At 64.5% G+C, this 7,929-nt stretch carries 11 protein-coding genes; 9 read left to right on the plus strand and 2 right to left on the minus strand.

Features of this window, described 5'->3' with window-relative positions; translation table 11 throughout:
* Window positions 1–10 precede the first annotated feature (10 nt).
* Genes gspG through gspD form a run of 9 tightly spaced genes read left to right on the plus strand, consistent with a single transcriptional unit; the run spans window position 11 to window position 6,705 of the window.
* Window positions 11–421, plus strand: coding sequence for a type II secretion system major pseudopilin GspG (gene gspG / locus NR164_RS24870; protein WP_161493730.1), 411 nt, complete (start codon window positions 11–13; stop codon window positions 419–421).
* 7 nt (window positions 422–428) lie between these two features.
* Window positions 429–854: a prepilin-type N-terminal cleavage/methylation domain-containing protein gene (locus tag NR164_RS24875; RefSeq protein WP_057005697.1), complete on the plus strand. Its 426-nt coding sequence runs from the start codon at window positions 429–431 to the stop codon at window positions 852–854.
* Window positions 851–1,183: a type II secretion system protein gene (locus tag NR164_RS24880; RefSeq protein ID WP_079444301.1), complete on the plus strand. Its 333-nt coding sequence runs from the start codon at window positions 851–853 to the stop codon at window positions 1,181–1,183. Before NR164_RS24875 ends, NR164_RS24880 begins: the two co-directional genes overlap by 4 nt.
* Complete coding sequence (locus NR164_RS24885) at window positions 1,180–1,788, plus strand: prepilin-type N-terminal cleavage/methylation domain-containing protein (protein ID WP_256823381.1); 609 nt, start codon at window positions 1,180–1,182, stop codon at window positions 1,786–1,788. Before NR164_RS24880 ends, NR164_RS24885 begins: the two co-directional genes overlap by 4 nt.
* Window positions 1,785–2,486 (plus strand): hypothetical protein, encoded by a 702-nt coding sequence (locus tag NR164_RS24890; RefSeq protein WP_046382758.1) that lies wholly within the window; start codon window positions 1,785–1,787, stop codon window positions 2,484–2,486. Before NR164_RS24885 ends, NR164_RS24890 begins: the two co-directional genes overlap by 4 nt.
* Window positions 2,483–3,481 carry a type II secretion system protein GspL gene (locus tag NR164_RS24895; protein WP_126588898.1) on the plus strand — a complete coding sequence of 333 codons (999 nt, stop codon included), beginning with the start codon at window positions 2,483–2,485 and terminating at the stop codon, window positions 3,479–3,481. Before NR164_RS24890 ends, NR164_RS24895 begins: the two co-directional genes overlap by 4 nt.
* Window positions 3,456–4,055, plus strand: coding sequence for a type II secretion system protein GspM (gene gspM / locus NR164_RS24900; RefSeq protein ID WP_017847564.1), 600 nt, complete (start codon window positions 3,456–3,458; stop codon window positions 4,053–4,055). Before NR164_RS24895 ends, gspM begins: the two co-directional genes overlap by 26 nt.
* Window positions 4,052–4,570, plus strand: a complete 519-nt coding sequence (locus NR164_RS24905; RefSeq protein WP_046382760.1) for a general secretion pathway protein GspN — start codon at window positions 4,052–4,054, stop codon at window positions 4,568–4,570. Before gspM ends, NR164_RS24905 begins: the two co-directional genes overlap by 4 nt.
* A 5-nt stretch (window positions 4,571–4,575) precedes the next feature.
* On the plus strand, window positions 4,576–6,705 hold the full coding sequence (gene gspD, locus NR164_RS24910) for a type II secretion system secretin GspD (protein ID WP_256823382.1): 2,130 nt from the start codon (window positions 4,576–4,578) through the stop codon (window positions 6,703–6,705).
* A 23-nt stretch (window positions 6,706–6,728) separates the two neighbouring features.
* On the opposite strand, the gene NR164_RS24915 is transcribed toward gspD, so the two are convergent.
* Together NR164_RS24915 and NR164_RS24920 are read right to left on the minus strand one after the other, a co-directional pair.
* Window positions 6,729–7,343 carry a hypothetical protein gene (locus tag NR164_RS24915; protein WP_046382761.1) on the minus strand — a complete coding sequence of 205 codons (615 nt, stop codon included), beginning with the start codon at window positions 7,341–7,343 and terminating at the stop codon, window positions 6,729–6,731.
* Window positions 7,340–7,929 (minus strand): DUF2515 family protein (locus NR164_RS24920; protein WP_372340307.1); only part of this gene is annotated, 590 nt, incomplete at its 5' end. The genes NR164_RS24920 and NR164_RS24915, both read right to left, overlap by 4 nt.

Genomic DNA, 7,929 nt, shown 5'->3' on the forward strand with positions numbered 1-7,929 from the left:
AACCCCATCGATGAGAACTCAACGCCGTCAAAGCGGTTTCACCCTGCTGGAAATGCTCGCGGTAATCGTGCTGCTGGGCATTGTCGCGACCATCGTGGTGCGCCAGGTCGGTGGCAATGTGGACAAGGGCAAGTACGGCGCGGGCAAGGCGCAACTGGCCAGCCTGAGCATGAAAATCGACAGCTACGCCCTGGATGTCGGCTCACCGCCCAACAGCCTGCAGCAATTGGTGGACAAGCCCGGCAACGCCAGCAGTTGGGCCGGGCCGTATGCCAAGCTGTCGGAGCTGAAAGACCCGTTCGGCCATGCATTCGGCTATCGCTTCCCGGGTGAACACGGCGCCTTCGACCTGATCTTCTACGGCCAGGACGGCCAACCGGGCGGCGACGGCTACAGCGTCGACCTGGGTAACTGGGAATAACCCGCCGATGCCCCAACGCGGCTTTACCTTGCTGGAGATGCTGGTGGTCATCCTGTTGATCAGCCTCGCTGTCGGCTTGTTGGGGCTCGGTGTGCGCCAGGCCGTGCAGGCGGCGAACGAGCGCCGCGTGGTCGGACAGATGGTCGACGCCCTGCGCGCCACGCGGGCCGCGGCGATAGTCGAGGCGCGTGTGGCCAGGACCGAATTCGATCTGCAGCGCCTGACCTTCCAGGCCCCGGGCCGCGCCCCGCACGCCTGGCCGCCGCAGCTGCAGGTCACCGTGCATACCGCCGAACAGGTCGGCGCCGCCGTGGAGTTCTATCCCGACGGCAGTTCCACCGGCGGCCATCTGCTGCTGGCCAACGGCAGCCGGCGTTGGCGCATCGACGTTGGCTGGCTGACCGGCAGCGTGCAGTCCAAGGCGCTGCCATGAAGCGCCAGGCCGGTTTCACGTTACTGGAAATGCTCGCCGCCCTGACGTTGATGGCGGTGTGCAGCACGGTGCTGCTGGTCGCCTTCGGCCAGAGCGCGCGCTCGTTGGCGCAAGCGGCTCACAGCGACCGCCTGAGCCATGCCGCCCTCAGTGTGCTGGACCAGGAAGCGGCGGGGCGCCTGGTCGAGGGTGTCAGCCAGGGCGCGCTGGACGGCATCCACTGGCAACTGACCTGCGTGCGTCAGCAAGCCCATCTGTATCGTCTCGACCTGATCGTCAGCGAGGGGCCGCGCCAGGCCCGGTTCAGCACCCTGAAGGTGCGCCAGTGAGGCGCCGCGAGCGGGGCTTCACTCTGCTGGAAATCCTCGTGGTGCTGAGCTTGCTCGCGGTGCTGCTGGTGCTGCTCAGCGGTGCGTTGCTCGGCGCCAATCGTGCGGTGGCCAAGGCCCAACAGTACACCGTGAGCCTGGACGAAATGCGCGCCGCCCAGCAGTTCCTGCGCACCGCGATCAGTGAGGCGTTGCCGCTGGATGTCAGCGAAGACGACCGCCAGAGCGCCGGGTTTTTCTTAGGGGAGCCCGAGCGTCTGCAGTTTGTCGCGACCCTGCCCGGTGTGCTCGGCGGCGGGATTCAGCGCTTCACCCTGCAACGGGTCGCCGAGGATTTGCAGGTGGGGTTCTCGCGGTTGGAACGGCAGGCCGATGCTTCCCGCGATGCGCCGCAAGTGCTGCTGACGAACCTTGCGGCGCTGCGCTTCAGTTATCGCGGCGTATCGCCCCTGGGCCAACCCACCGGATGGATCGACCAGTGGCCGTGGCCCCGGCGCTTGCCCGCTGCGGTGCGGATCGCCGCGCATGTCGACGGGCCGGTGCCGTGGGTCACTCAGGTGATTGCCTTGCGCTTGAACCTGGCCAGCGGAGCGTTGGGCGAATGAGGCGGCAACGCGGGGCGGCGCTGCTGCTGGTGCTGTGGGTGCTGGCCTTGCTCAGTGTGTTGCTGGGTGGATTGGCCGGTTGGGTGCAGCTGGAAAGTCGCCAGGCGCTGTGGCATCGCCAGCACACCCAGACGGAGCTCGCAGCGCAAGCCGGCGTCGCCCTGGCGATGGCCGATCGGCACTGGATCGCCGACGGCCGTGCAAGGCTCCTGACCTTCGATGACGCGCAGTTGCACGTCAGCCTGCGCAGCGAGCGCGGCAAGCTGTACCTGGTCAACGCCGAGGCGCACGACCTCACGCGCCTGGCCCTGGCCTGCGGCGCCAGCCCGGCCCAGGCCGCGCAGGTGGCCAAGGCCTTGGACGCACGGCGCAAGCAGGGGCTGGCGCCGTTTCGCGTGCTCGAAGAAGTGCGCCAATTACCCGGCATGAGCCAGGCGCTGTACCGCCAATTGCTGCCCGAGCTCACCTTGTGGAGCGACCTGGATCGGCCCGCTCCGGCGTTCGCCAGCGCGCTGATGCGCCAGGCCCTCAACCTGCCGCAGCAGAGCGCACAGGGCGCCGACCCTGGCGAGGTGCTGGTGGTCGACAGCCGCGCACAACGCCCCGGCGGCTATGAAGCACGCCTGCAAGTCACGGTTTTATTGAGCCCAACGGAGGACGGCGCACAACCCTACCGGGTGTTGCGTTGGCAAGAATGAATCGACTGGAACCCATCGCCCGTTATTGGCGTGGCAGCCTGCTGCAACAAGGTTGGCGCCTGTGGCTCACGGAGCTGCGCGCGTGTGTGCCGGCGTGGCTGGCGTTGCGCGAGCCGCCCGAGCAGCGCTGGCACTGGCCGTTGAGCGAGCCGGTCGCGTCGGCGCCGGGCAATGCGCGGCATGTGTTGGTGCTCGCGGCCGACGCCGTGCTGCTGCAAACCATCCACTTGCCCGTAGCCGCTGCGCGCAACCTCAGCGCCGTGGTCGGCTATGAACTGGATCGCTACACGCCGTTCGAGGCCGATCGGCTGTACTTCGTCGCACGCCAGGAACGGCGCACGCCGACCCAACTGCAGGTGACGCTGGTGGCGATCCTGCGCGAGCGCCTCGATCAGATCCTCAGCGACTGCGCCGCCCTCGGCCTGCAGCCGCATCGCGTGGATGTCGGCGACCTGGGCATCGACTTGCTGCCCGCGCCTTTGCGCCCGCGTCCGCGTCCGCCGGGCAAGGGGTTGCAACGCAGCTTGCCGTGGCTGTGCGGCGCGTTGCTGATCGCGGCGATGTTGCTGTGGCTCAACGACCGCCAGCGCGTGCTCGACACCATGTACGACAGCGTCCAGCAGCAAAAGGCCCAGGTCGCCGAGGTGCATGCGCTGCGTCAGCAACTGCTCGCCACCCGCGGCGCGGTGCAGTACCTGACCCGGCGCAAGGTGGCCCAGCCGCCGCTGGTGGCGCTGCTCGACGACCTCACCCGATGCCTGCCCGCCGACACCTGGCTCGACCAGTTGGACATCAAGGGCAGCGAGATTACCTTCTCCGGCCAAAGCGCCAAGGCCAGCGCCCTGATCACCCGGATCAAAGGCTGTCACCGCCTGGACAATGCGCAGTTCGAAGGCGTGATTCAACCCGATGCGCGCAGCGGCAAGGATCAGTTTGCCTTGCGTGCCCACCTTCGCCCGGAGGCCGCCGATGCGCCGACCCCTCACACCCCGTGAACGCCGTGGCACGGCGTTGCTGATCCTGGCCGTGGTGCTCGGCGCGGCGTACTGGCTGCTGATCGACAGCTGGTTCGCCGGGCCCTTGCGTGCCATGGGCGAACAGGCCGAACAACTGCGCGAACAGCAGCAACGCTATGCCGGCGTGTTGCGCCAGGGCGATGCGCTGCGCGAGCAACTGGAGCAGGCCCGCCAGGACCCGGCCAGCCAAACCAGCCTGCTGCCGGGGGATGACCCGGATGGGGTCGCCGCCGACCTGATGCAACGCCTCGCCGATCTGATCAGCCGCCACGCCAACCTCGGCGGCGGCTGCAGCCTGACCCAGCGCAAACCCATCACCCCGGAGCAGGACGACGGCGAACCGTATCGACAGGTGCAGGTCAGCCTGACCCTCGATTGCGCCATCGAACCGCTGACCGCGATCCTGCATGAGCTGGAATACCAGCCGCCGTTTCTGTTCGTCGATGAGCTGCGCATCCGCCGTGGCAAACAGGCGCCGGCCAGCGGCGGGGCGGGGCAGTTGGTGGTGCAGGTGCTGGTGCGCGGTTACCTGCAACCGCAGGTGGCCCGATGATCGGTGTCTTGCGCCCCTTGGAATGGGGCTTGCTCGGCCTGGTCGGGGCATTGGGCCTGTTGATGGCGTTCATCCTGAGCAGCATCGGCGACGAGCCGCAGTGGCTGCCCGAACCGGCGGTGCGCGGGCATTCCTCTGCGCGGGTGCAAGTCGCCCCCAGCGTGACGTTGGACAGCCTCGCCGGCACCTGGCAAACCCCGTTGTTCAGCGCGGATCGCAGCCCCGATCGCGCCGTCGGCAACACCCAGGCCAGCAGCCTGGCCAACCTGACCCTGAGCGGCATCCTGATCACCGGCAATCTGCAAATGGCGATGCTCAAGCAGGCCGACGGCCGCCCGCTGACGGTACGCCTGGGCCAGGTGCTGCCCAACGGCTGGCGCCTGGACCACCTCACGCCGCAATCCGCCCGTTTCACCCTGGACGGCCGCACGCAAACCTTGAACCTGTACGCCAAGCGTTTGCCGCCGCCGTCGACCCGGCCACCGATTTCTCTGCCTCGCGAGCCCTTCCCTTGATCGATCTGCGCACCTCGTTGTTTTGCCTGACTACCGCCGTCTCCCTGGGCGGCTGTGGCTCACTGCCCGACCGCCTCGACGCGGACGACGCGTTACTCCACGAAGCCATGCAAGGCACCGGCGCGCAACGCCCGCCGAGTGAGGTGCCCGCCGCGCAAAGCCCGCAGCCCGCGGCGAAGGTAGCGCCCCAACGCCAGATGAGGCGGGGCAGCCAGCAATTCGTGCGCCCACCCAGCGCCAGCCTGCCGGCGAAAGAGCAGGGCGGCGATATCGTGTTCAACTTCGCCGACCAGCCGATCGAAGCGGTGATCAACAGCGTGATGGGCGACCTCTTGCACGAGAACTACAGCATCGCCCAAGGCGTGAAAGGCAATGTCAGCTTTTCCACCTCCAAGCCGGTGGACAAACAGCAGGCGCTGTCGATCCTGGAAACCCTGCTGTCCTGGACCGACAACGCCATGATCAAACAGGGCAACCGCTACGTGATCCTGCCGGCCAACCAGGCGGTGGCGGGCAAGCTGGTGCCGCAGATGAACCTGGCGCCACCGTCCAACGGCCTGTCGGCGCGGCTGTTTCCGTTGCGCTATATCTCCGCCACCGAGATGCAGAAACTGCTCAAGCCGTTCGCCCGCGAAAACGCTTTTCTGCTGGTGGACCCGGCGCGCAATGTGCTGAGTCTGGCCGGCACCCCGGAAGAACTGGCCAACTACCAGGCCACCATCGACACCTTCGATGTGGACTGGCTCAAGGGCATGTCGGTGGGCGTATTTGGCTTGCAACGCGCGTCGGTTGCCGAGCTGATGCCCGAGCTGCAAGCCATGTTCGGCCCGGACAGCGGCATGCCGCTGGCGGGCATGCTGCGCTTTCTGCCGATCGAGCGGACCAACTCGGTGGTGGCGATTTCTTCCCAGCCGCAGTACCTCAGCGAGGTGGGCGACTGGATTCGCACCATCGACGAAGGCGGCGGCAACGAGCCGCAGATGTATGTGTACGACGTGCGCAACATGAAGGCCTCGGACCTGGCCAAGTACCTGCGGCAGATCTACGGCAACGGCGCGATCAAGGACGATACGCCGGCCAAGGTCGCGCCGGGGTTGCGCACCACCACGTTGTCATCGCTCAACAACAATACCGGTGGCCTGCAGAACCCGCCGCCGCCTGCCGACGAACCCGAGCCCGAGCCCGTCGGCGAAGCGTCCGAACCGGCACCGGATAAAAGCCTCGAAGCCGGCACCCGCATCACCGCGCAAAAAAGCAGTAACCAACTGCTGGTGCGTACCCGCCCGGCGCAATGGAAAGAGATCGAAACCGCGATCAAACGCCTCGACAATCCGCCGCTGCAAGTGCAGATCGAGACGCGCATCCTCGAAGTCAAACTCACCGGTGAACTGGACCTTGGCGTGCAATGGTACCTCGGTCGCCTGGCCGGCAATTCCACCAGCACCACAGTCGCCAACGCCTCCGGCAGCCAGGGCGCGTTGGGCGGTGGCGGGGCAGGGTTGGGGGCGTCGGATTCGTTGTTCTATTCCTTCGTCAGTTCCAACCTGCAAGTGGCCTTGCATGCCCTGGAAACCAACGGCCGCACCCAGGTGCTGTCGGCGCCGTCGCTGGTGGTGATGAACAACCAGCCGGCGCAGATCCAGGTGGGCGACAACATTCCTATCAGCCAGACCACGGTGAACACCGGCAATGCCGACACCACCCTGAGCAGCGTCGAATACGTGCAGACCGGGGTGATTCTGGACGTGGTGCCGCGCATCAATCCGGGCGGCCTGGTGTACATGGATATCCAGCAGCAGGTCAGCGATGCCGAGAACCAGACCGGCAGCAGCGACACGCCGGTGAATCCGCGTATTTCCACGCGTTCAGTCTCGACGCAAGTCGCCGTGCAGAGCGGGCAGACCGTATTGCTCGGCGGGTTGATCAAACAGGACAACAGCGAGAGCGTCAGTGCCGTGCCGTACCTGGGGAAAATCCCCGGCCTGCGCTGGTTGTTCGGCAACACCAGCAAATCCAAGGACCGCACTGAGCTGATTGTGCTGATTACGCCGAAGGTGATCACCAGCAGCAGCCAGGCGCGGCAGGTGACGGATGACTATCGCCAGCAGATGCAGCTGCTGCGGCCAGCGAACTGAAGGCGCGCGGTCAAAATGCCGCTTCATGGCTGTGTCCATGGCGTGGCCAGTTGCAGTTTGATCAGGTAACGCTCTTCGTTCGGATGCCGGTCGTCCCTGAAACGATGAACCGCCATTCTGACTTGGTACTTTGTTCCAGCGTGCCAGTACGACGTTCCCCCCTTGTTCACGTCCCGCAATTGGGCACGCCATTGCGGCGTGTCTGCGAATGGTGGATTGTCCTTGATCCGGATGGGTAGCCAACCGCCCCTGCTCAATTGCTCTTGTAAATCCAGTACGACTTCAAGCGTGTCATCGAGCAAAAGCGGTTCGACCTGAGGGGAAATGCGGACACTGCTGACCCTTCCATTACTCTCGAAGCTCACTGTGAAGAAGCGAGCCTGGGGGGTCACGAATCCATATTCAGGATCGATAAAGCGAAGGCGAGCCTCAGATTTTGGGAGCCTGAACCAATAATGCCCGGGAATGGCGGGGTCGATGGATGCGCTGGAGCGTTGACGCATGTCTTCCCAGGGTTCGCCAAGCATCAGTGCAATTTCTGGTTCGCTGATGAAAAATCGTGCTATTCCCGTTAGCAGGACAGTGGCGAACAGTACAAGAGCAGCACGCCGCCAGCTCATTTTTGAGAGCCCGCTCATCGAATACCCCGACCTTCGGCGACGTCTTCAATCGCCTGTTCTATGCGATTTCTTTCGGTGCTATTTAGCAGGTCGTCAAACTGCGCGGCGGCCTTGAGGACAAACGCCATACGCTGATTGATATCGGATAGGTTGGCGAATGGGTTGTTACTAAAGGCAATTGTGCGACCGTCATTGACAGGATGGCATTGGCTGGTAAGCGTCAGTTCGATTGCCTGGGCTGCTCCGGACGGTATGTCGGTAATATAGGAAAAGTGGTTACTTCTCAGCAGGGCAACCAGTTTCGTATCGTTATAGAGGGTCGGTTGAAGGATATTCTGCTGCTCGTGGGCTGCGAGATATTCAACACCTTTGGCGATATTGCCAGCGTCTATGGCTTCGAAAGCGAGCAGGATTTCTTGGTGATCATCACCGAACTCGAGTATCTCCGGTTCGACAGGCCATATAACTGATTGTTGACCTGACCCATAAATTTTTTTGCGCAACGGCAAACATCTCTCCAACAACGCCAACCCCCGCTCCTTGTAAAAGGCATGCAACGGAAACACATCCAAAAACAGCGTGGTATTGCCCATCGCCATCATCT

It is taken from the genome of Pseudomonas sp. Pse79 (assembly GCF_024519615.1).
GTDB lineage: Bacteria > Pseudomonadota > Gammaproteobacteria > Pseudomonadales > Pseudomonadaceae > Aquipseudomonas > Aquipseudomonas veronii.